Below are 21,873 nucleotides of genomic sequence, written 5' to 3'. Positions count from 1 at the left end.
CATAAGCAAGGAATCAAGGGATGTGGCCCTTTGCCGGGAGGCATGGGCAGCCCGATGACACCACTGTCAGCTCCCGTCACACCCAAAATGCTCAATTCAGAATTTTTCAACTAAGTCATCAATCTCAAGCTTAATGTAATGTGGATTAATTCTTTTAATTACTTTGACATGATAATTCGAATAATAGTCCCCAATCTGGCTTTTACACATTTCCATTTCGGCATCAAGACATGAGATATCAAGAACTCCGGAATTAGAGGCGGACCGCAGCTATTTCTGGATATTTTGTTTATCAGCGAGTGACCTGAAGCCCAGTGATCGAGAATCATAACCGTCAATCATGTCCCGGCTCATGCACGCCCAGATTTTCCAATAATCTCCAGCATAGAAATGTGTCCCAGATGTGATGATCTCATCGCAATTTTTGTATACATTGGCATTACGTATGTTAAAATCTTTAGGATAGAAAAATATCAAAGAACAACAAAAAATTAAAGAGCAAAGTATAAAAATTTTATTAATTTTAGTGGATGAATGGTTGATAAAAACCGCAAAATTAAAAGATAAAACAAAGAGAAATATAAACCAATCAAATATAAAGTAATCTGGATAAAAACCACCTTCGTTATAATGAGGTACACATGAAATTATTAAAGAATAAATGAAGATGGATAAAATTCCGGCTATGGATACATAAACTATTTCGCTTCGCTGCACATTCGGCAATCTTTTTGAAGAAAGAATAGCTATTAAGAATAATAAAATATAGATTCCAACGATATAGAGCGGGTGAGAAGAAATAAAACTTTCTGTAAATCTTATAATAAACTTTTTAAAACCAGGTAGTATTTTATATAAATTCAAATGATAGTAATTATCAACAGATCCATACTGCATACTTATAAAAATCCATATAAGAAAAAAAGATATCAATGATGCAGAGAAAATAATATCCTTTCGAGAAATTTTATGAAATATAGACCATTTAAAAAAAATAAAAAAACCAAAAATAAGAATCACTGCAGGATTAATCCCAAGCGAAAGGAAGCCAACGATAAGAGCTGGCACACTAAATTTATATGGAGAAAGATAAAATAAAAAAATGGTTAAAATTCCTAATGCAAAGGCTAGGCTATATTCAGGATGTGATAAAGCCATTGATACCCATCCGCGCTCCGTAAGAAAAAAAATACAAATGACCACATTAAATGTATAAACAATAAAAGTAAATAATGAATTTTTTGTATTTATGATGATACGTTGAGCCATACAACTGATAAGCCATAGAAGCAAGAAAAAGGATAATGAACAAGAAAAAATGACGAGAAAAATGTTTAAAAGAGGTGATGTTGCTGGTTGCAGAATAAATGGAATTACATTAAGAAGCCTATTTTGCCACCAGTAAAATAATGTTGCGTTATGCAAAGACATTATTTGAAAAAGAATCCCATCTGAGTGGAGAAATTCCGCCAGTTTAAAGGCGGCCAGTGTCGCAGGAAAGAGGATAGCCAATGTGGGGAGCGCGATGGAAGTGAGGCATGCCACAAACGGTTTGCTTTGGGAGATCGTCAAATCGCGCATGTCGTGTCTCTCCTGTCTCTAAGTAATGAAGATAATATGGCAGATGTGTCCCGAAACCTGTGCAGTGAACCCCATGATGCAGGGCCGTTGACCAGGTCGTACCGGTCGGGAAATGGGCCACCATGACCGGACGCTTGAAACAGCCGATACGGAAATTGCTCACTCTTGGACACAAAGGTGAGCTGGAACTTCTGGTCAGTGGCTGCCCTGAGAGTGGCGTAAACCACGTCGGAAAGCAGCGTCTGGGGAGCCACATCGCTTAGGTTAGGTCGATGGGCAACGCCATTTTCTCTTAACGCCAGGCCAGTGCGCTGGCCCTCCTGAGGCGCCGTTGCCCACTTTAGTGAAGTCCATATTGGACTAGCCCAAGGGTGACGCCGCGGGCAAGGACTGGGAACTCGCTCATAGCAGCCGTTATCACCTGTGCAGGCATCGCCACGCTTGGTATCCTTGGTTCCGCTCGGAAATACTTGTTCCTGGCTTTCTATAAAGATGCCATTCACAAATTTTCCACCAGATCGTCTATTACCAGATTGATATGTTGGGGATTAATTTGTTGAATTTCTTTGATATTATATTTTGAATAAAAGTCACCTATTTGACTTTTGCACATTTCTATTTCCGCATTAAGACATGAGATGTCAAGAACACCCGAGTGTGAGGAGGAGCGCAGCTTTTTCTGGATATTTTGCTTATCGGAGATCGACCTGAAACCCAACGAACGAGAATCATAACCGTCAATCAAGTCCCGGCTCATACACGACCAGATTTTCCAATAATCTCCGGCATAGACATGCGTCCCGGAAGGAATGATCTCATCGCAGCTTTTGTACACATTAGCATGACGAATATTAAAATCATTTGGAAAACGAAATGGCAGAACGCAACAAAAAATAAACAGGAAGAGCATGAATAGCTTATTTGGAATATTAATAAAATAGGCAATATAGGCGGTAAAATTAATAGACATAATAAATATAATCATAAATACTACAAATATAAAATATCTCGAAGCACAGAGATTAGCATGAAAATGTGGTACGCTTGAAATTATTAACGCGTATATAAAAATTGAAACGAGTGTCGTCAGAGAGATATATATTATTTTTTTTCTTTGAGCCGTTGTTAATTTTGTAGATGTGATGACTACAATCATGAATATAAAAAAAAGTATCCCAATGAAGCATAGAGAATAACTAAAAAAATACCTCATTATAAATTGTGTAAAAAATGATTTAATACCTTGCAATATCATGGAAAAATCTAAATCATAGTAAGTCTCAACAATCCCATATTGCATGCTTATAGCAAGCCATACAAGAAAAAAAATCGTCATTAAAATTGAAAGAAACGCATCACCTCTTGAAATTTTATGCATATAGAGACACTTGAAAAACATAAAAAAAGCAAAGAGAAGAATAACACTTGGGTTGATGCCAATTGCAATGAATCCGCATACAAGAGCGAAAATGCTATATTTATGTGGAAAATAGTAAAAGAAATAGACAGCCAAAATTCCAAAATTTAGGGCAAGACTATATTCAGGATGAGATAGTGTCGTCTCATTCCAGCAACCTCGAACAAATAAACAGATACATATCAAAAAATTAAATGTATATATAATAAAAGTTATCATTTTATTAGATCCACCTGAAATAATACGTTGTGAAACACAACTTATAACCCAGAGAAGAACAAAAAAAGATGCTGCGCATGAGAAGGCTACGAAAAACATATTTAATTTAGGCGAAGTAATAAATTGCAAAAGAAATGGAATTACATTAAGAAGCCTATTCTGGCCCCAGTAAAATAACGTAGGATTATGTAATGACATGATTTGAAAAAGGATAATATCAGAATGAATAAATTGTGCTTGTTTGAAAGCTGTAAGAATTGAAGGGACAAGAATAGCTAACGCAGGCAGAATGAACGTGAGCGAGGAATGGGACACGGATAATGAGTTCGCTTGGGGTTTCGCTAAAAGGTTCATGCGCGTGTTTCCTTTACCGTTCCACGGCGAAGATATTGCGGTAGATGAGGCCCGAGTCCTGCTCCGTCACCTCGAGGATGACCTGGGCGTTGACGAGGCTGTACTGGTCGGGCACGCGGGCCACCATGACCGCGCGCTTGAAGCGGCTGATGCGGAAATTGCCCACGTCTTCGGGGTCGAAGGAAAGCGGGCACTTCTGCCCGGAGGCCGTCACGAGCGTGGCGGAAACCGTGCCCGCGAGGAGCTTCTGCGTCTCCGTGTTGCGCAGGTCGAGGCCGATACGCAGGCCATTGCCCCTGAGCGCCCGCGCCTGCACATTGGCCACCTTCACGCGGCCCGTGTCCACTTCGGGGAAGTCTTCGTGACCTGGGCCGTCGCCCAGCGGTGATGACGCGGCCGCAGCCTGGGAGGATTCGGCGCTCGCCGCCCCCTCCTGCGCCTGGGCGTCCCCGCCCGTGCGCGCGAGGCGCCGGAGCAGGAGCTCCCGGCCCTGCACGCCCTCCTCGCGCAAGAGTTCCTCAAAATTCTGCAAGCGCTCGGCCGTGGCCTGAGCGGTCTGGCAGTCCATCTCGAAACGCTGCATGTTGGCGCGCAGGCTGGCGTTTTCCTGCCAGAGCTGCCAGCACTGCCACGCGAGCACGGCGCACACCACGGGCATGCAGCCGAAAAAAATGACGAGCGCGAAAAAGTGGCTCCGCCTCAAGCGGAAGCTGCGGCGCGGCCCATTGTCGCGCATGAGGATGATGCCGAGCTGTTCGCGGTAGCGCACGGCCTACCTCGCCGGAGCCTCGGGGGCCCAGTCCTCGCGCTGGATGCGCCAGCCCTGGCCGTCATAGCGCAGAAGCAGCGTCTTCACGCCGCGGTCGCTGCGGCCGGCGCTGTCCGCATAGGCCTGGGTCATGTCCGCGCGGATGCCGCGCCTGTCCATGGCGAGACGCAGGCCCGAAAGGTTGACCATGGTCGGCTTGACCCGGCTCCACAGGCCTTCCTTCTGGCTGCGGATGGTGCGGCTGCCCGCGCGGCCTCCCTGCACGGCGTCCGGCGTGTAATAGGCCATGTAGTCGTCCACGCGGGCGCCTTCCCAGGCCTTGCGCCAGGCCTCGACGGCCCGGCTCACCTCGCCGCTCACGAGCTCCAGATAATCGGCAGCGAGCCCGTATTCGCCGTGCTTGAACTCCGAGCCCACGATGCGGAACTCACCGTCGGCATCTTTGCACCACCAGAGCGTGCGCAGGCCCTGCACCGCGCCCTCGGGCCCCACGACCATCTGCTCGCAGCGGCTCACTGCTACCGGGTAGTGGTATTCGAGCACGGGCTCGCGCTCCACCACCCGCATCCACGGCTGTCGGAACTCCCGCTGGAGGGCGCGCATGGTGCTGTCATAGGATGGCCCGCGCGGCACGCCCAGCGCATGCGGCAGGCGGTTATATTCCTTGCGGTCATAAAAATCGGCGATGTCGGCCGAGCGCTCGGCAAAGGCCTTGTTCCAGGCGCGCACATCCCGGGCGAGCGCGGCCTTGTCCTCGGCGGTGAAGGCTTCGGGCGCCGCTTCCTGCGCGGGGGGCGCTTCCTGTACCGGGGCGGCTTGCGGGGCCGGTGTCAGGGCCTGCGGGGTTGCGGCAGCGGGTGCCGGCTCCTGCGGCGGGGTCGCGGGCGTCTCGGCAGGCGCGGGGGGCGCCGGAACGGCCGGGGCCGCATTCTCCGCGCCGGGCGCGCCCTGGCGCGCGTCCATGCTCCTGCCGCTGCCCCAGGTGATCTCCGCCGGCGGCGCCACGGGCGTCTTGCGCGGCACGAGCGGGTCGCTGATGGCGACGAGCTGTTCGCCCGCAGCCGCCGCGATGGCCGGGCCGGCCTTGGGCTGCTGTTCCGAGGCCGCCGCAACGGGTTTTGCCGAAGCGGCCACGGCGCCGACGGCCGGGGCCTCGGGCATGTCGAGCCTGGGGGCCACCGGCATTTCCGGGTCCGCGCCGCCGGCGTCCGTGCGCACATTGCGCGGCGCCTCGGCCACGAGCCGGCCCTGCTTGAAATCCGCCTGCATGCCCACGTCGCGCGGCGTCCACTCCATGCCTACGATGCGGAACTTCCCGTCGTCGCCCTTTTGCCAGTAGAGGCGCCGGATGCCCTCGGTGGAGAGGTTGGAGGCCGTGTAGAACTGCTCCGACCACGTGACCCAGTAGCCGGGGCCTTCGAGGGCATGGATCTCGCGGTTGTAGATCTTGATGAAGCTCAGAATCTTGAAGAGCCGTTCCTTGTTGCGGCGGAAGGCCCCGAAGTCCTCGGTGGCGCGGGAATAGGCCGGGGCGTCGTAAAAATCGAAGAGCGCGTCGGAGCGCGCGGCCCAGGCGTCGCTCCAGTCGCGCATGAGGCCGCGCAGCTCCGCCGCGGTGCCGTCGTCCGGCGCGGGCTGGCGGGCGGCGTCGAATTCCTCGGCGAGCACCACGGCCGTACCCGGCGTGAGCAGGGGGCCCACTTCGGCGATGTCCTTGAGGCCGATGGCCACGCAGCCCTTGGTGGGCACGAGGTCGAAGCCCTTGCTGTGGATCCAGATGCCGTGGCCGGTCTTGCCGCGCAGGCGGTCCACCGGGTTCGGGTAGTTGAGGGTATAGGCGATACCGCCGTATTCGCGAAAGTCCAGGCCGCCCGCGATCTTGTATTCCACAAAGTACACGCCCTCGGGCGTCTTCAGGTCGTTCACCTGCTGCTTGTCGCCGTCAAGCTGGCCCGTCACGCAAGGGTAGGAATAGCGCAGCTTGAGCGGGCTCTTTTTTTCAAAATAATGGAAAGTCTTGTGCTTCTTGTCCACGCCCACGAGCTTCCCGGGCAGGCCCTCGTTGCGCAGGGTGGCCTGCCAGTTGTCGGCCAGCACGGGCGGCGCAGTCAGGGCGCCCCCGAAAAGGAGGCACGCCGCCAGGGCGCACGCCATGAGCATGCGCGCACGCGGCCCTCTGGCGCGTTCAGCGGGCAAGGTCCACAAGCTCCTTGCGGGTGAAGAGCGAGAGCAGGTTGTAGCCGGCCTCGGCGATGGCCTCGCGGCCGCCCTCCTCCCGGTCGAGGATGGCGCAGACCGCCGCGATCTCGAGGCCCGCGTCGCGCACGCGCTCGCAGGCCTTGAGCAGGGAGCCGCCTGTCGTCACCACGTCCTCGAGCATGGCCACGGCGTCGCCGGGCGCGAAATTGCCGAGCCCCTCCACGAACTGGCCCGTGCCGTGGCCCTTGGCCTCCTTGCGCACGATGAGCCCGTGCAGCGGCCGGCCGCGCTCCCACGAGATGACCGTGGTGGCCGTGACCAAGGGGTCGGCGCCCAGGGTCATGCCGCCCACGCCGCGGATGGCGAGGTCGGCAAGAAGGTCGTTGAAGAGCGAACCGATGAGCCACGAGCCCTCGGCCGAGAGCGCGGTGACGCGGCAATCGAAGTAATAGTCGCTCCTGCGGCCCGAGGCGAGGACGAAATCCCCCTCGCGGTAGGATTTTTCCTTGAGGATGCGGGCGAGGCGGCGCTTTTGCTCCTGCTGCATGGGGCCTCCGCTAGTTTTCCGCGTCCGGGCCGAAGACGCGGGCGAAAATGGCGTCTTCGTGGCGCAGGTAATAGGCTGGGTCGAAAAGGCCGTCGAGTTCCGCGCCGAGGCGCCCGCCGATGGCCGCGTCCGCCTTTACCAGTTCCGGGAAGGGGCGGCGGCTCTGCCAGCTTTCCATGGCGAGGCGCTGCACGGCCTCGTACGCCTCCTGCCGGGGCATGCCTGTGGCGATGAGCGCGGTGAGCACCCGCTGCGAGAAATAGAGCCCGAAGGAGCGGTCCATATTTTCCCGCATGCGCTCCGGGTGCGTCACGAGGCCCGTAAGCACCCGGTTGAGGCGCGCCAGCGCGTAGTCGGCCATGATGGTGGAATCGGGCATGATGACACGCTCCACCGAGGAATGGCTGATGTCGCGCTCGTGCCACAGGGCCTGGTCCTCCAGGGCGGCGAGGGCGTTGCCGCGCAGAAGGCGCGAGAGGCCGCAGAGGTTTTCGGCCGAGATGGGGTTCTTCTTGTGCGGCATGGCCGAAGAGCCTTTCTGCCCCTTGCCGAAGCCCTCTTCCGCTTCCAGCACCTCGGTGCGCTGGAGGTGCCTGAGCTCCACGGCAAGGCGCTCAATGCCGCCCCCGAGGATGGCGAGCGCGCAGAAAAACTGCGAATAGCGGTCGCGCTGGACGATCTGGGTGGAATGCGGGTCCACGCGCAGGCCCAGGCGCTCGAGGGCCAGCCTTTCCACCTCGGGGGTCACGAAGGCGTAGGTGCCCACGGCGCCGGAGAGCTTGCCCACGCGCACATTTTCGAGCGCCTCGCGCACGCGGCGGCGATGGCGGGAAAATTCGGCGTAAAAGCCGGCCATCTTGAGCCCGAAGCTCGTGGGCTCGGCGTGGATGCCGTGGGTGCGGCCCATGCAGAGCACGCCCTTGTGCCGCCCGGCGAGGTCCTTCAGCGTGGCGAGCAGGGCGTCGATGTCCTCGAGGATGAGCGCCCCGGCCTGCTGGAGGAGCAGGGCATTGGCCGTGTCCACAATGTCGGACGAGGTGCAGCCAAGGTGGATGAAGCGCGCCTCCGGGCCGACTTTTTCTTCCAGCGAGGTCAAAAAGGCGATGACATCGTGGCGCGTCACTTCCTCGATGGCGAGGATGCGGTCAACGTCGATATCCGCCTTTTCGCGGATGACGGCCACGGCCTCGGCCGGCACGCGGCCAAGCTCGGCCCAGGCCTCGCACACGGCGAGCTCCACGGCGAGCCATGCCCGGTAGCGGTTTTCCAGAGTCCAGATACGGCCCATTTCCGGCCGGGTATAGCGTTCGATCATGCCTTCCTCGCGGGGCGGGTCACGCCTTCTTGGCGGGCTTGGCCGCGGCCTTGGCCTTGGCGGGCTTGGCGGCCTTTTCGGCCTTGGGCGCGGGGGCTTCGGCCTTGGCGGGCTTGGCGTCCGTCGTGGCAAGGGCCTTCTCGCCCTGCTTGGCCGGCGTGGTGGGCGTGCTCGGGGCCGGCACCGCCGCGCCCCCGCCGCCGTCCTCGGTGATGCCCTTGCGGTAGCCGTAATCGCTCACATACCAGCCGTCGCCCTTGAGCACGAAGGACGTGCGCGAGATGATGCGCGGCGAGGGCGTGCCGCACTGGGGGCAGGGCTCCTCCTTGTGCGATTCGGAAGCCTTGGCCCATTCCTCAAAGATGTTGCCGCACTTGGGGCATTGATATTCGTAAATCGGCATGGCGAAGAACTGCGGCCCGGCGGCACGCCGAAGCCGTCTCCCTTGAGGTTATGCCGCCGGCCACGCTCTCGGCCCGCGGCCTGAAAAACGCACAGAACGCCGGGCACGCAAAAGCGCGCGCCGGCCGTCCTTCTCGACCACTGACGCTAAACCGCCGCCCTCCACGGCGGAAAACCCGTGCCGCGCCTGCCCCGGGCTCACCCGCAGCCGGCGCGGACGCACTCAGGCCTTGAGGCCGCTGCGCGCTTCGCGGAAACGGAGCTTCATGCGCTCGGCGCGGCGTTTGCGGCGGCGGTCCAGCTCTTTCTTGCGCTCGATCTTCTTGTGGGCCATGGGTCTTTTCTCCTCCAGAAATGGTCTTCTGTGCCGCCCGCGGTGCGGTCGCAGCAGAAGTGCTTATGAATAGGACATCCCCGCGGGAAAGTCCAGCCCGCGAGGCCGCATATCAGCGTGTTCCCGCGTCAAAAAAGCCGCTCACCTTCTCGCCCGTGACCAAGGTGAACGGCGCGAAGCCGTGCGCGGCCATGATTTCCTCAAGGGCTGCCGTGAGCCGCGCGGGCAGGCGGCTGCACTGAAAGACCGGCGCTGGCTTGAGACGCAGGCGAAAATCCCCGAAACCGCCGTCCTGCCCCTGGGCCTCCCTGTCGGCGGCGTCCAGCGCGGCGAGGGCGGCCTCGGCACGGGCCACGCGCGCCAAAAGCCCCGCCGTGGGTTCCATGCCGTAGGCGAGCCGCGTGAGCAGGCAGGGCCGCGCCGGCTGGTCGGGGCGGTCAAGGCCCGTGGCGGCCGCAAGCGCGCGGATATCCGCCTTGGCAAGGCCGGCCTCGGCCAGCGGCGAGCGCACGCCGGCCTCGGCCACGGCCCTGAGCCCCGGGCGGAAAGCCTTGAGGTCGTCAAGATTTCCACCATCGCAGAGGACGAGATTCTCCTCCTCGCAGGACTCGAGCGCCGCGCGCACGCTGGCGATGAGCGCCCGCTTGCAGGCATAGCAGCGCTCGCGGCTGTTGGCCGCCACCTCGGGGAGCAGCAAGGGGTCATGCCGCTCCACGGCGATGGGGATGTCGCGGGCGCGCGCCCAGGCTTCGGCTTCGGCGCTTTCCTCCGGCGGCACATGCGGGCCCGCGCCATGGATGAGCAGGAGGTCGCAACCGGCCCCTTGCGCCGCGTGGCAGAGAAAGCGGCTGTCCAGCCCGCCGGAAAACGCCACGGCCATGCGCGGGATGCCGGAAAGCACTTCGCGCAGGCGCGCGGCCTTCGCCTCGAGCCCCCCTGCCACGCGAGCCCCTGCCATGCGAGTCCCTGTCAGGTGAGCCCCTACCATGTGAGCCGTGTGCGCACGCCGCCCTCGGCGAGACATTCCTTGCACGCGCGGATGCTGTACTGCCCGAAATGCACGATGGACGCCACGAGCGCCGCCGAGGCCCGCCCCTCGGTGACGGCCTCCAAGAGGTGCCGGGGCTCGCCGGCGCCGCCCGAGGCGATGACCGGGATGTTCACGGCGTCGGCGATGGCGCGGGTGAGCCTGAGCTCGTAGCCGTCGCGCGTGCCGTCGGCGTCGATGGAATTGACGCAAAGTTCGCCCGCGCCCAGGCCCTCGCAGCGGCGCGCCCAGGCCAGCGCGTCGAGGCCGGTGCGCTTGCGGCCGCCATGGACCACGATCTCATAGCCGGAAGGGATCGCCTCGCTGGGCGGCACGGCAAGCACGTCCATCCCGACCACCATGGCCTGCGAGCCGAAGGCGTCCGCCCCGCGCGCCACCAGTTCCGGGTCGCGCACAGCCGCGGAATTGACCGAGACTTTCTCCGCCCCGGCCAGCAGCACCGCGCGCATGTCGGCCACACTGGCCACGCCCCCGCCCACGGAAAAGGGAATGAAGATCTCGCGCGCCACGCGCCTCACAACATCAAGAAAGATGCCGCGCCGCTCGGCCGAGGCCGTAATGTCGTAAAAGACGATCTCGTCCGCGCCTTCCTCATAATAGCGGCGCGCGCTTTCCACGGGGTCGCCGATGTCCTCGTTGCCGGTGAAGCGCACGCCCTTGGTGAGGCGCCCGTCGCGCACGTCGAGGCAGACTATGACCCGTTTCGAGAGCATGCGGCCTCCCGGCAATAGGCGTAAAAATTTTCCAGCAGCCGAAGCCCCGGCCGGCCGCTCTTTTCGGGGTGGAATTGCACGGCCCAGAAGCCGTCGCGCCCGTAGACCGAGCAAAACTCGCGGCCGTAGCGCGTGCGCGCGATCTCGAGGGCCGGCTCGGTATCCACATAATAGCTGTGGACGAAATAAAATTCCGCCTCCGGGGCTATGCCCGCCAAAAGGCGCGTGGGCCGCACCACCTCGAGGCGGTTCCAGCCCATGTGCGGCACCGGGGCGGGCGTGCCGTCCTCCTCCAGCATGGCGGGCGGGAAGCGGCGGCACACGCCGGGCGCGAGGCCGAGCGTCGTGACATCGCCCTCCTCGCTTTTTTCAAGCAATATCTGGCAGCCGAGGCAGATGCCGAGAAAGGGGCGCCCGGCCGCAACGATCTCGCGCAGCGGCGCCTCGAGGCCTGCGTCCGCCAGGGCTTTCATGGCCTGCCCGGCCGCGCCCACCCCGGGGAAGATGACGCCCTCCGCCGCGAGCAATTCATCCGGGTTCGCGGTCACGACACTGGGGATACCGCAATGCTCGAGCGCGCGGCGCACGCTGGTCAGATTTCCGGCTCCGTAATCCACAATGGCGAGCATCGTCCCTCCCGGCCTTCACTCGCGCCCCCAGGCTGAGGGCGGAAGGCGAGCCTATCCCGCTTTGACGCGCCTGTACAGCGCCCGGCGCCGGGGCGCCGGCGTCAAAAAGCTCACGCGGGGCGCGCAAAAGCCTTGTGCCGCAAGGGTTGGCCGGCTTCTTGCAGATGTCCGGGCAAACATCAACGGCGCAAAGCCATGGCCCGGCGGCCCCGCCGCCGACGGCAAACGAGGTTCGCATCATGCCCGTTATCTGGTTGCTTGGACTCTCCGGCAGCGGCAAGACCACGCTCGGCTCCCTGCTTCGGCTGCATCTTGAAAGCCAGGGCCACAATGTGGCTCATGTGGACGGCGACGCCTTCAGGCGGCAGTTCGGCTTCACCGGCTTCACGCCCGCCGACCGCATCCGCAATATCGACGCCATGCGCGAGCATGCGCTCCAGCTGCACGCCCAGGGCAAGGTCTGCATCGTGACCGCCATCACGCCCTATGAGTGCATGCGCCGCAAAAACCGCGAGCAGATCCCGCTTTACCGCGAAATCTGGGTGCGTTGCGCCCTCAAGACCCTCGTCGACCGCGACACCAAGGGCCTCTACGCCCGCGCCGCCCGCGGCGAGCTCGAGCGCCTCACCGGCGTGGCCGACGCCTTTGACGAACCGCTGCGCGCCGACGCCGTTATCGACACCGACCGCCTCACCCTGGCGGAAAGTTATGTGGCCCTGCGCGACGTGGCCGAAGACGCGCTCAACGTGAGCCGCAGCTGGCGCGAATTCCGCGAGGATCTGCGCTCGCCCGTGCTGCCGCTGCCCCCGGCCTCCGTGCACTGCCTGAAACAGTAGGGCCGTCCCCGGGACCGGGTTGGGAGGGTTGCGGCCTCAGAAAGGCCGGATGCCGTCTTCGGTGACGAGCACCGTGTGCTCCCAGCGCACGCCGCCCCACTCGGGGTAGTAGAGGCCCGGCTCCACGGTGACGGTCATGCCGGGCAAGAGCGCGCCCGTGGCGCGCGGCGACAGGCTCGGCGCCTCGTGCGTCTCGAGGCCCACGCCGTGCCCGAGGCCGTGGGTGAAGCGCTTTTCCACCCCGGCGGCGGCGAACACGGCCGCGGCCGCCGCATAGACCTCGGCGAAGGCCGCACCCGGCTTCATGACGGCCATGGCCGCGGACTGCGCCTCGCGCACCAGCGAAAGCGTGCGCGAAAATTCCTTGCCCGGCGCGTCCCCGGCCCAGAACGTGCGCGTCTGGTCAGAACAGTAGCTGTCCACCCGGCAGCCCACATCCACCAATACCGGCCCCTCGGCCGGGATGCGCGTCCTCCCGGGGATGGCGTGCGGGAGCGCCCCGTTGGGCCCCGCTGCCACGATGCTCGCAAAGGCGAGGCCTTCGGCCCCGTTCTCGCGGAAGAAGCGCTCGATCTCCCACGCCAGTTCCCGTTCTTCGCGCCCGCGCCACTCGCCGCGGGCAAGGCCCTCCTCCACATGGCGCATGAGCCTGTGGTTGAGGGCGAAACTCTTTTCCATGGCCGCGATCTCGGCCGGCTCCTTGCAGCGACGAAGCCGCTCCACCAGGCCGTCGGCCCCCTCAAGCGCGGGGAAGCGCCCGGCATGGGCCATGAGCTCCCGCCCGAAGGCAAAGCTCACACCCTTGGCCTCGAAGCCCGCGCGCGCCCCCGAGCGCCGCAAAAGGCCCACGAGGTCGCGCGCGGCGTCGCCGCCGTAGCGGAAGATGCGGTCCTCATCCCAGAGGCGCGCGGCCGCGTCGGTGTAGCGCGCGTCCGTGGCCAGCCAGTCGCGCCCGTCGGCCGTGATGACGAGCGAGCCCGCGCTCTCGTTGCATTGCGGGTCATGCAGCTCGAAGCCGGAGAGATAGAAGCGGTTGGGCGCCCGGCTCACCAGAAGGGCGTCCAGCCCGCGTTCGGCCATGAGGCCGCGCAGCCTGTCGCGCCGGGCCGCGTAGTTCGCGCGCGCCTCGGGCGTGATGCCGTTCTCCCTTTCCTCGCCTGCCAGTGTTTCCATGTTCCCCTCCTCTGCTTGCGCATGCTAGCGCGCAAAGCCCCCGGGGGAAAGCCCCGGCCCGCAGGCCCCGGCCGGCCCTCGGTTGACCGTGCCGCCCCTCCCGGAGTATAGCAACGCCATGTCCACTCCATCCTCGAGCCTGCTCACGGTCCTCGATCTGGTGCCCTTCGGCCAGACCGGGCCGGAGCACCGCTTCTTCGCCCTGCGCCTTTCCCGCCCCGACTGGCCCGACTGGAACCGCTGGCGCCCCGGCCAGTTCGTCATGGTGCGGCCGCTCTCCTTCGGCCTTGAGATCCCGTGGGCCAGGCCCTTCGGCATCTGCCACATGACGGCCCGGCACCTCATCTGCTTTTTCCAGGTCCACGGCCGCGGCACGCAGCGCATGGCCAAGCTCGTCCCCGGCGACGAAGTGCGCGTCTGGGGCCCGCTCGGCAACGGCTTCGCCATGGAGGAGGACACCCCCACCCTGCTGCTCGCCGGCGGCATGGGTATCGTGCCTTTCGTGGGCTATGTGAACCGGCACCCGCAGCCGTGGAACCTCACCATGCTCTTCGGCCACCGCGAGCCCCTGGGCTGCTACCCCGTGGACAGCATCAACGAGCGCATCCCCGTGGACACCCTGCGCGAGCCCGAATCCGGCGACCTCGACGATTTCCTCTTTTCCCTGCAGGAGCGCATCCGCGACAATGCGGAGCAGCACGGCCTCGTGCTCGCCTGCGGGCCGCGGCCCTTTCTCCTGACCGTGCAGCAGCTGGCCGCCAGATTCGGCGCGCGCGCCCAACTCTCGCTCGAAAACCGCATGGCCTGCGGCGTGGGCGCCTGCCTCGGCTGCGTGACGCGCACCACGGCCGCGTGGCCCGTGGCCGCCACACGCGAAACGCCCGTGCAGGTCTGCACCCAGGGGCCGGTGTTCTGGGCCAACCAGGTAGAGCTCTGATATGGACCTTTCCGTCACCCTCAAGGGGCAATGCCGCGACCTCACGCTGAAAAACCCCGTGCTCACGGCCTCGGGCACCTTCGGGAGCGGCCTTGAATTCGCGCCCTACGGCGACCTCGCCTCCCTCGGCGGCATCGTGGTCAAGGGGCTCTCACTCAAGCCGCGCCAGGGCAACCCGCAGCCGCGCATCGTGGAGACCACGGCCGGCATGCTCAACGCCGTGGGCCTGCAGAACGACGGGGTGGAGGCCTTCCTCAACTTCAAGCTCCCGCACCTGCCCTGGCGCGAGACGGCCATCGTCGCCAACCTCTACGCCACCAGCCCGGAGGAATTCCGCGAGCTCGCGAGCCGCCTCAATGGAGAGCCGGGCATCGCCGCCCTCGAGGTCAATGTCTCCTGCCCCAATGTGGCCGCGGGCGGCGCCCTCTTCGGGCAGGACCCGAAACTCGCCCACGCCGTCACCCGCGCCGTGCGCGAGGGCGCCCCGGACAAGCACGTGATGGTCAAGCTCTCGCCCAACGTGACGGACATCGCCCTCATGGCGAAGAGCGTGGAGGACGCCGGGGCGGACAGCGTCTCGTGCATCAACACCCTGCTCGGCATGGCCGTGGACCTCACAAGGCGCCGCCCGGCGCTCGCCAATATCGTGGGCGGGCTCTCCGGGCCTGCCATCAAGCCCGTGGCATTGCGCTGCGTGTGGCAGGTGGCGCGGGCCGTCAGCATCCCCGTGGTGGGGCTCGGCGGAATCATCACGGCCGACGACGCGCTGGAGTTCCTCCTCGTGGGCGCGAGCGCCATCCAGGTGGGTACGGCCAACTTCCTTCGTCCCGACGCGGCCTTCGCCCTCGTGGCGGAGCTTCCCGCCGCCTGCGAGCGCGCGGGCGCCGCTTCCCCGCGCGAGCTCACGGGCGCGCTGGTGACGGACTAGCATGGCCCCGCGCATCCGGCCCGTCAGCACGAGCGAGGAATTCTCCGCCTTCATCGACCTGCCGTGGCGCATCCTCGGCGGCTTCCCGCTCTGGGTGCCACCGCTGAAAAGCGAGGACCGCGCCCTGCTCACCCCCGGCAAGCACCCCTTCTGGGAGACCGCGCGGCGCGAGCTTTTCCTCGCATGGCGCGACGGGCGCCCCGTGGGCCGTATCGCCGCCATCGTGGACGAGAAATACAATGCCTATGCCGGCCAGACCTGCGGGGCCTTCGGCTTTTTCGACTGCGAGGACGACCCCGAGGCCGCGCACGGCCTGCTCGCCGCCGCGCGGGACTGGCTTGGCGGAGAGGGCATGACCTACCTTCGCGGGCCGCTCAACCCCTCCACCAACTACACCTGCGGCCTCCTGGTGGACGGCTTCGACCGGCCGCCGGCCATCATGATGCCGTGGAACCCGCCGTGGTACACCCGCCTTCTGGAAAGCTGGCACTTGCGCAAGGAGGAAGACCTCTTCGCCTACCTCATCGAGCGCAAGAGCCTCGTGCTGCCCGACTGGCTCACCGAAGAGGTGGCGCGGCTCAAGGCCGAAGGCCGCTTCACGGCGCGCACCTCGAGCAAGGCCACCATGGCGGAGGACATCCGCGCCATGCTCGAGATCTACCGCGAGTCCTGGGCGGACAACTGGGGCTTTTCGCCGCTCTCGCCCGGCGAGGCCGAGCGCCACGTGAAGGAGCTCAAGACCATCCTCGACCCGGATTTCTTCCTGCTTTTCTTCCACAAGGGCGAGCCGGCCGCGGGCATGGTGGCCCTGCCGGACATGAACCCGCTCTTGAAGCGCCTGAACGGCAAGATCGGCCTCTCGGCGCCGTGGCACTGGTGGCGCGCCCGCGCGGAGATCCGCGGCGGCTACCGCATCATGCTCTTCGGCATCCGGCCCGAATACCGCCTGCTCGGGCTGCCGCTGCTGCTGCTCGACGCCATGCTCGAGACGGCGCGCCGGCGCCCCGACTTCCAGTGGGTGGAGGGCTCCTGGGTGCTGGAGGACAATGTGGCCATCGACGACCTCATCGAGGATTTTTCCGGCCGCATCGTCAAGCGCTACCGCATCTACCGCCGGGAGATCAACGAGCCATGACGGACGCCGCGGCACCCTCCCCCCATCACGCCCCCGCGCAGCTCGCGGGCAAGCGCGTGCTCCTCACCGGCGGCACCGGCTTTCTGGGCGGCCACCTTTTGCCGCAGCTCCTCGCGACCGGCGCCGAGGTGACCTGCCTCGCGCGGCACGGTTCGGACGTGAGCCGCCTGCCCGCCGGCGTGGCCGTGGCCCGGGGAGACTGCGGCACTGGCGAGGGACTTGCGGAAGCCATGGCCGGGCAGGAAATCTGCATCCACATGGCCGCCCTGCTCTTTGGGCTCGGCTGGCAGGACTACCTGCGCGCCAATGGCCGCGCGGCCGCCCAACTGGCCCGGGCCGCGCAAGATTCCCCCGCGCTTCGGCGCTTCGTGCTCGTCTCCAGCCTTGCCGCGGCCGGCCCGGCGGCTGACCCGGCGAAAGCCCCGGGCAGCCCCGGCTCCCCGGACATCCCCTGCCGCCCGGTCTCGGCCTATGGCTGGTCCAAGCTCCTGAGCGAGGAGATCCTCGGCCGCGCCCTCGGCGGGCGCCTGGTGGTGCTCCGGCCGCCCATCATCTACGGTTCTGGCGACAAGGGCCTTTTGCCGGTGTTCAAGGGTGTCGCCCGGGGCGTGGCCGTAAGCCCGGGACTCTTCCGCAGCTTTCCCGTTTCCGTCATCCATGCAGACGACGCGGCGCAGGCCATCCTCCTCGCCTGCGACCCGGCGGCGCGGGGCACCTATTATCTCGATGACGGCGCAAGCCACGACATGGCCTCCTTCTGCCGGGCCATGGGCAAGGCCCTCGGGCGGGAGCGCGTGCATATCCTGCACCTCCCCCTGCCGCTCATGGCCGTGACCGCGGCCCTCGCAAGCCTCGCAGGGGCGGCCATCGCGCGCCTTGCGCGCCTTTGCGGCGTCGGGGCGCCCCGGCGCGCCCCCAACTGGAACTTCGACAAATACCGCGAGGCGCGGGCGCCCGGCTGGCTCTGCGACGCCCGGCGCATCCGCGACGAGCTCGGTTTCGCGCCGCGCATGGACCTTGAGGCCGGCATGGCCGAGGCCGTGGCCGGCTACCGCCGCGAGGGCTGGCTGTGAAGATCGCCGTTCAGGAACTCTCCAAGGCCTTTGGCGGCCGGGACATCTTCAACAATTTCTCGCTGGAGGTGGATTCCGGCGTGCGGCTCTGCGTCTGCGGGCCCAACGGCACGGGCAAGTCCACCCTGTTGCGGCTGCTCGCGGGCGTGGAGGCGCCGGACGGCGGCCGCGTGCTTTTGCCCAAAGGCTGCCGCCTGGGCTATGTGGAGCAGGAGCTTTCCGACGAGGCGCTGGATACGCCCTTGCTCACCTATGTGCTCGACGTGCTCCACGACTGGAACGACTTTTGGGCCCAGTGGGAGGAAGCCGCCAAGGCCGGCGACGAGGCGCGCCTCGGCCGCCTCATGGAGCGCCAGGCCGAGCTCGAGGCCGTCTACGGCTACAACCCGGAGCACCGCGCCAAGGCCGTGCTCTCGGGCCTCGGCTTTTCCGAGGCCAAGTGGGGCCGCACCCTGCGCGAGCTTTCCGGCGGCTGGCGCGAGCGCGCCAAGCTCGCGCGCGTGCTCGTGGCCGGGGCGGACGTGCTCCTGCTCGACGAGCCCACCAACCACCTCGACATGGAGGCCGTGGAGTGGCTGGAGGGCTTTTTGCGCGACTTCTCGGGCGCCCTCGTCTTTGTGGCCCATGACCGCGTGTTCATGGACAATGTGGGCACGCATGTCCTCTATCTGGGGCTTTCCAGGCCTGTCTACCGCAAGGCCACCTACAGCCAGTTTTTGCGCCTCCAGGAGGAATACAACGCCCAGCGCGAGCGCGAGGCCAAGGCCCTGCAGGACGAGCTCGACCGCAAGATGGCCTTTGTGGAGCGCTTCCGCGCCAAGGCCACCAAGGCCCGGCAGGCCGGATCGCGGCAGAAGATGGCGAAAAAGCTGGAAAAAGAGCTGGAGGATTACCGCCCGGAGCCCAAGCGCCGCGAGCTCAACTTCGTCTGGCCCGAGGCCCCGCATTCGGAAAAGGTCGTCCTCTCGGCGGCGGAGCTGGCCTTCCACTTCCCGGACGGCAAGACGATGTGGCCGCCGCTCACCTTCACCCTGTACCGGGGGGCGCGCATCGCGCTCGTGGGCCACAACGGCTGCGGCAAGTCCACCTTGCTCAAGCTCCTGGCCGGCAGCCTCGAGCGCACGGGAGGCTCGCTGGTCACGGGCTCGCTCACGCGCCTCGGCTACTACACGCAGCACCAGATGGAGACGCTCAGGCCCGACACCACGGTGCTGGCCGAGCTCCGGCGCCTTGCCGACCCGCGCACCACCGAGGAGGAGCTCATGAGCGTGCTCGGGCTCTTCCTCCTGGGGCAGCAGTATTTCGACAGGCAGGTGAGCGCGCTCTCCGGCGGCGAAAAAAGCCGCCTCGTGCTGGCGAGCCTCTTCTTGAAGCGCTGCAATTTCCTCCTCCTGGACGAACCCACCAACCACCTCGACCTTGAAAGCCGCGAGGCCCTGGCGCGGGCGCTGCAAAAGTTCGACGGCACCCTGCTCATGGTGGCGCATGACCGCTGGCTGCTCTCGCAGGTGGGCGCCGAGGCGTGGGAGCTGGACAGCCGGGGCATCACGGTCTACCCCGATTTCGCGGCCTATGACGCGGCGCGCAAGGCCCGGCTGGCCGGGGTTTCGGCGAGCGCCCTGCTCACCCTCGACGGCGGTGACGCCCCGGCGGAAGCCGCGCAGCCTGCGCCGCGCATGGCGGCCCTCTCCCGTGAGGACCAGAAAAAACGCAAGCGCGAGGAGGCGGCCCAGCGCAACGCCCTGCACAAGGCGCTCAAGCCCCTGCAGGAGAAATACGAAAAGCTGGAGGCCGAGCTCGCCCGCGTGCTCGAGGAGCAGGGCGCGGCGGAAGCCCAGCTCGCCGACCCCGAGGTCTATGCCGACCACGCCCGCTCCGGCGAACTGCTCAAGCGCTTCGAGGAGTGCCGCAGCCGCGGCGAGACCCTGGTGGAAGAAATGGCCGAGCTGGAGGCAAAGCTGGATGAGGTCCGCGCCCGTCACGGCGCCGCGGCCGCGGAGAAGGACGCATGAGCGGGGGCGTCAAGTCCGCGTGCGACGACCTGCCGCTCATTGACGTGGCCGCGGGCATCCTCTGGCGCGGGGGGCGCCTGCTCGCCGCGCAAAGGCCCGAGGGCAAGCCGCTGGCGGGCTTCTGGGAACTGCCCGGCGGCAAACTCGAAGCCGGGGAAAGCGCGGAAGCGGCGCTTACCCGCGAGCTTGCCGAAGAGCTGGGCGTCACGGTGCGCGAGGCCACGTTCTGGCGCGTGGCGGAGCACGCTTATCCTGCGCGGGGCATGCGCGTGCGGCTCCACTTCTTCCATGTGACGGAATTTGACGGCGAGCCCGTGGCCCGCGAGGGGCAGGCGCTCGCCTGGGTGACTCCCGAAGAAGCCGCCACCATGGCCTTCCTTCCGGCGGATGCGGATATTGTGCGGGAATTGCAGAAGCCGGAGGGCACCGCAGCGGCCGTTGCGCCCCCGCTCAGTTAAGGATCCACTCCAGCACGGCGTCGGCCAAAAGTGACGCGGCCTGGGTAACGCGCGGGGCCAGCGGCGGCGCGTCGGCCACATCCGTTGCAAAATCTCCCACCAGGACGAGATCACCGAGGCGCCGGCGCCGCATGGGCGCCCCGCCCACGCCGGCCACGCCCGAGGCCGAGGCGATGCGCCGCCCGGCGAGCAGGGCCTGCTCCACGAGCAGGGTCTTGGTGTCCGCAGCGTCCAGCGCCTCCACCCAGAGGGGACACGCGGGCAAAAGCGCCGGCAGGTTGGTCTCGTCCAGGCGCGCGTTGACAAGCTCGAGGCGGATGTGCGGATTCAGCTCGCGCAGGAGTTCGCCAAGGGCCTCCACCTTGGGCCGGCCCACATGGCGCGGCCAGAACTGCTGGCGGTTGAGGTTGGAGGCGTCCACCACGTCGTGGTCGATGATGAGCATGTCCTCCACGCCCGAGCGCGCGAGCATGAGCGCCACGTTGGAGCCGAGGCCCCCGGCGCCGGCGATGCCCACGCGCGCGGCGCGGAGCCGGGCGAGCTCGTCCGCAGTGAAATAGCGGGCAAGCCCTTCGCGCAGGGTGTCGGGATTGGCCGCCGCAGGTGCCCGCGCCTCGCCTCCGCTCATGCCGCCGGGTCTTCCCAGTCCTTGAGCACGGGCTGGTAGCCGTGGGCCGCGAGGTCGGCCATCATCTGCTCGAGGCTGCGGTGGTCGGTGATCTCGAACTGGCCGGGATTGTGCAGGTCCTCGGTGGCGCGGCCGCCCACGGCCGTGGACACGCCCGCCGAGACGCGCGTGACGCCGAGCGGCACCAGGTGGTCGCGCATGAAGGCGCTCTCGCGGCTCGAGCAGATGATGCCCGCGCGCGGCAAAAAGCAGCGCAGGGCCGTCACATACTGGGCGAGCTCCCGGTCGGTGACGCCGTGCGTGACCTCGAATTCTCCCTCGTGCGGGCAGATGCGCGGGATGGACACGCTCACCTCCACCCCGGGGAAGTGCCGCTGGAGCCACCAGGCGTGGAGGCCGGTGGCGAAGGCGTCCTGCTCGAAGGCGTCCAGCCCGAGCAGCGCGCCCACGCCGAGCGAGCGCATGCCCGCGCGCGCGGCCCGCTCCGGCGCGGCCAGCCGGAAGGCGTAGTCGCGCTTGGGGCCCGCCGGGTGCAGCCAGGCATAAAGCTCCGGGTTGTACGTCTCCTGGAACATGGTCATGGAGTCCACGCCCGCTTTCACCAGCATGCGGTACTCTTCCTCGGTCTGGGAATAGACCTCGATGCCCACCGAGGCGAAGCGAGGCTTGATGCGGCGCACCACGTCGGCGATATATTCCGGGGAGGAAATTTTCGGCGCGTCCCCCGTGAGCAGGAGGATGTGCTGGAAGCCCGAATCGGCGATGGCGAAGGCCTCGGCCGCGGCCTCGTCCACGCTGAGGTGCCGGCGGGGCTGCTTGTTCTTCGCGTTGAAGCCGCAGTAACGGCACTGGTTGGTGCAGACATCCGAAATATAGAGCGGCGTGAAGATGCTCACCGCGCGCCCGAAATAGCGCAGGGTGAGCTCGTGCGCCTTTTGCGCCATGGCCTCGAGGTGTTTGGCCGCCGCCGACGAGAGGAGGACGAGGAAGTCCTCAGGCGAGAGCCAGTGCCGCGCGAGCTTGTCGAGCACGGCCGTGACATCCGCCGAGGTGGCGCGGGCGGCCGTTTCGCTGCGCCGGCCGGCCGGCCAGTTCTGCAAAAATTCCTGAAACGTTTCCATCATGCACCTGGACTGGAAAAAAGGTCGCCCCGGCTTCTCGCCGGG

At 64.2% G+C, this 21,873-nt stretch carries 20 protein-coding genes; 7 read left to right on the top strand and 13 right to left on the bottom strand.

The features are described from left to right. Positions 1 to 270: 270 nt before the first annotated feature. The 10 genes from HDR50_RS09835 to hisH form a co-directional block, all read right to left on the bottom strand. Positions 271 to 1,581, bottom strand: coding sequence for a hypothetical protein (locus HDR50_RS09835; protein WP_291357947.1), 1,311 nt, complete (start codon positions 1,579 to 1,581; stop codon positions 271 to 273). A gap of 499 nt (positions 1,582 to 2,080) precedes the next feature. After that, positions 2,081 to 3,571: a hypothetical protein gene (locus tag HDR50_RS09830; protein WP_291357946.1), complete on the bottom strand. Its 1,491-nt coding sequence runs from the start codon at positions 3,569 to 3,571 to the stop codon at positions 2,081 to 2,083. Between the two features lie 13 nt (positions 3,572 to 3,584). Then, positions 3,585 to 4,340: a hypothetical protein gene (locus HDR50_RS09825; RefSeq protein ID WP_291357945.1), complete on the bottom strand. Its 756-nt coding sequence runs from the start codon at positions 4,338 to 4,340 to the stop codon at positions 3,585 to 3,587. Between the two features lie 3 nt (positions 4,341 to 4,343). After that, positions 4,344 to 6,536: a L,D-transpeptidase family protein gene (locus HDR50_RS09820; protein ID WP_291357944.1), complete on the bottom strand. Its 2,193-nt coding sequence runs from the start codon at positions 6,534 to 6,536 to the stop codon at positions 4,344 to 4,346. Beyond that, positions 6,526 to 7,086, bottom strand: a complete 561-nt coding sequence (pyrE, locus tag HDR50_RS09815; RefSeq protein ID WP_291357943.1) for an orotate phosphoribosyltransferase — start codon at positions 7,084 to 7,086, stop codon at positions 6,526 to 6,528. Before pyrE ends, HDR50_RS09820 begins: the two co-directional genes overlap by 11 nt. 10 nt (positions 7,087 to 7,096) lie before the next feature. After that, positions 7,097 to 8,401, bottom strand: a complete 1,305-nt coding sequence (purB, locus tag HDR50_RS09810) for an adenylosuccinate lyase (RefSeq protein WP_291357942.1) — start codon at positions 8,399 to 8,401, stop codon at positions 7,097 to 7,099. 19 nt (positions 8,402 to 8,420) lie between these two features. Then, positions 8,421 to 8,804, bottom strand: a complete 384-nt coding sequence (locus HDR50_RS09805) for a zinc ribbon domain-containing protein (RefSeq protein ID WP_291357941.1) — start codon at positions 8,802 to 8,804, stop codon at positions 8,421 to 8,423. Positions 8,805 to 9,249: 445 nt separating this feature from the next. Then, positions 9,250 to 10,095: a PP-loop family protein gene (locus tag HDR50_RS09800; RefSeq protein WP_291357940.1), complete on the bottom strand. Its 846-nt coding sequence runs from the start codon at positions 10,093 to 10,095 to the stop codon at positions 9,250 to 9,252. A gap of 23 nt (positions 10,096 to 10,118) precedes the next feature. After that, on the bottom strand, positions 10,119 to 10,898 hold the full coding sequence (hisF, locus tag HDR50_RS09795) for an imidazole glycerol phosphate synthase subunit HisF (RefSeq protein ID WP_291357939.1): 780 nt from the start codon (positions 10,896 to 10,898) through the stop codon (positions 10,119 to 10,121). After that, entirely contained in the window at positions 10,877 to 11,527 is a 651-nt protein-coding gene (gene hisH / locus HDR50_RS09790; protein ID WP_291357938.1) for an imidazole glycerol phosphate synthase subunit HisH, read from the bottom strand. The genes hisF and hisH overlap by 22 nt, the downstream gene beginning before the upstream one ends. A gap of 239 nt (positions 11,528 to 11,766) precedes the next feature. On the opposite strand from hisH, the gene HDR50_RS09785 reads away from it, so the two are divergent. Then, complete coding sequence (locus HDR50_RS09785; protein WP_241159306.1) at positions 11,767 to 12,363, top strand: adenylyl-sulfate kinase; 597 nt, start codon at positions 11,767 to 11,769, stop codon at positions 12,361 to 12,363. 36 nt (positions 12,364 to 12,399) lie between these two features. On the opposite strand, the gene HDR50_RS09780 is transcribed toward HDR50_RS09785, so the two are convergent. Next, complete coding sequence (locus tag HDR50_RS09780; RefSeq protein WP_291357937.1) at positions 12,400 to 13,536, bottom strand: Xaa-Pro peptidase family protein; 1,137 nt, start codon at positions 13,534 to 13,536, stop codon at positions 12,400 to 12,402. A 118-nt stretch (positions 13,537 to 13,654) separates the two neighbouring features. Between HDR50_RS09780 and HDR50_RS09775 the strand changes: the two genes are divergently transcribed. From HDR50_RS09775 to HDR50_RS09750, 6 genes are read left to right on the top strand one after another with little or no spacing between them, the layout of a single operon-like run. Next, on the top strand, positions 13,655 to 14,473 hold the full coding sequence (locus HDR50_RS09775; protein ID WP_291357936.1) for a dihydroorotate dehydrogenase electron transfer subunit: 819 nt from the start codon (positions 13,655 to 13,657) through the stop codon (positions 14,471 to 14,473). Position 14,474: 1 nt separating this feature from the next. After that, positions 14,475 to 15,401 (top strand): dihydroorotate dehydrogenase, encoded by a 927-nt coding sequence (locus HDR50_RS09770; RefSeq protein WP_291357935.1) that lies wholly within the window; start codon positions 14,475 to 14,477, stop codon positions 15,399 to 15,401. A 1-nt stretch (position 15,402) separates the two neighbouring features. Then, complete coding sequence (locus HDR50_RS09765) at positions 15,403 to 16,536, top strand: hypothetical protein (protein WP_291357934.1); 1,134 nt, start codon at positions 15,403 to 15,405, stop codon at positions 16,534 to 16,536. Beyond that, positions 16,533 to 17,609, top strand: a complete 1,077-nt coding sequence (locus HDR50_RS09760; RefSeq protein WP_291357933.1) for an NAD(P)-dependent oxidoreductase — start codon at positions 16,533 to 16,535, stop codon at positions 17,607 to 17,609. The genes HDR50_RS09765 and HDR50_RS09760 overlap by 4 nt, the downstream gene beginning before the upstream one ends. Further along, positions 17,606 to 19,621 (top strand): ABC-F family ATP-binding cassette domain-containing protein, encoded by a 2,016-nt coding sequence (locus HDR50_RS09755; RefSeq protein ID WP_291357932.1) that lies wholly within the window; start codon positions 17,606 to 17,608, stop codon positions 19,619 to 19,621. Before HDR50_RS09760 ends, HDR50_RS09755 begins: the two co-directional genes overlap by 4 nt. Continuing rightward, positions 19,618 to 20,079 carry a (deoxy)nucleoside triphosphate pyrophosphohydrolase gene (locus HDR50_RS09750; protein WP_291357931.1) on the top strand — a complete coding sequence of 154 codons (462 nt, stop codon included), beginning with the start codon at positions 19,618 to 19,620 and terminating at the stop codon, positions 20,077 to 20,079. Before HDR50_RS09755 ends, HDR50_RS09750 begins: the two co-directional genes overlap by 4 nt. On the opposite strand, the gene thiF is transcribed toward HDR50_RS09750, so the two are convergent. Beyond that, complete coding sequence (gene thiF / locus HDR50_RS09745; RefSeq protein ID WP_291357930.1) at positions 20,072 to 20,707, bottom strand: sulfur carrier protein ThiS adenylyltransferase ThiF; 636 nt, start codon at positions 20,705 to 20,707, stop codon at positions 20,072 to 20,074. The genes HDR50_RS09750 and thiF overlap by 8 nt on opposite strands. After that, complete coding sequence (gene thiH, locus HDR50_RS09740; RefSeq protein WP_291357929.1) at positions 20,704 to 21,828, bottom strand: 2-iminoacetate synthase ThiH; 1,125 nt, start codon at positions 21,826 to 21,828, stop codon at positions 20,704 to 20,706. Before thiH ends, thiF begins: the two co-directional genes overlap by 4 nt. Positions 21,829 to 21,873 lie beyond the last annotated feature (45 nt).

Origin of the sequence: Desulfovibrio sp. (assembly GCF_014803725.1) — a bacterium.
Classification (GTDB): domain Bacteria; phylum Desulfobacterota; class Desulfovibrionia; order Desulfovibrionales; family Desulfovibrionaceae; genus Desulfovibrio.
The sequence above is the reverse complement of the archived record's forward strand: the minus strand, read 5'-3'. Positions and strand labels throughout refer to the sequence as shown.